Here is a 227-nt window from a genome sequence, read left to right on the forward strand (position 1 = left end):
GCTGGCCATGATCCTGCTGCCCATCTTCCTGGTCCCGGCCCGCCGGATGGGCTCGCGCCTTGCCGACCTGCGCCGGGAAGCGGCGGAGCACAACGCCGCCATGGGCACGCAGATGACCGAACGGTTCTCGGCCCCCGGCGCCACCCTGGTCAAGCTTTTTGGCCGGCCTGCCGACGAGTCCCGCGAGTTCGCCGTCCGCGCCGGCAGGGTGCGGGACATCGGCATCC

General features: G+C 72.2%; 1 pseudogene. It reads left to right on the forward strand.

What is annotated here, in order from left to right:
* Positions 1–227: pseudogene (locus ACU18_RS19070) on the forward strand (ABC transporter ATP-binding protein); the annotation flags it as partial.

Source organism: Arthrobacter sp. ZBG10, assembly GCF_001238605.1.
In the GTDB taxonomy this organism is placed as follows: Bacteria; Actinomycetota; Actinomycetes; order Actinomycetales; family Micrococcaceae; genus Arthrobacter.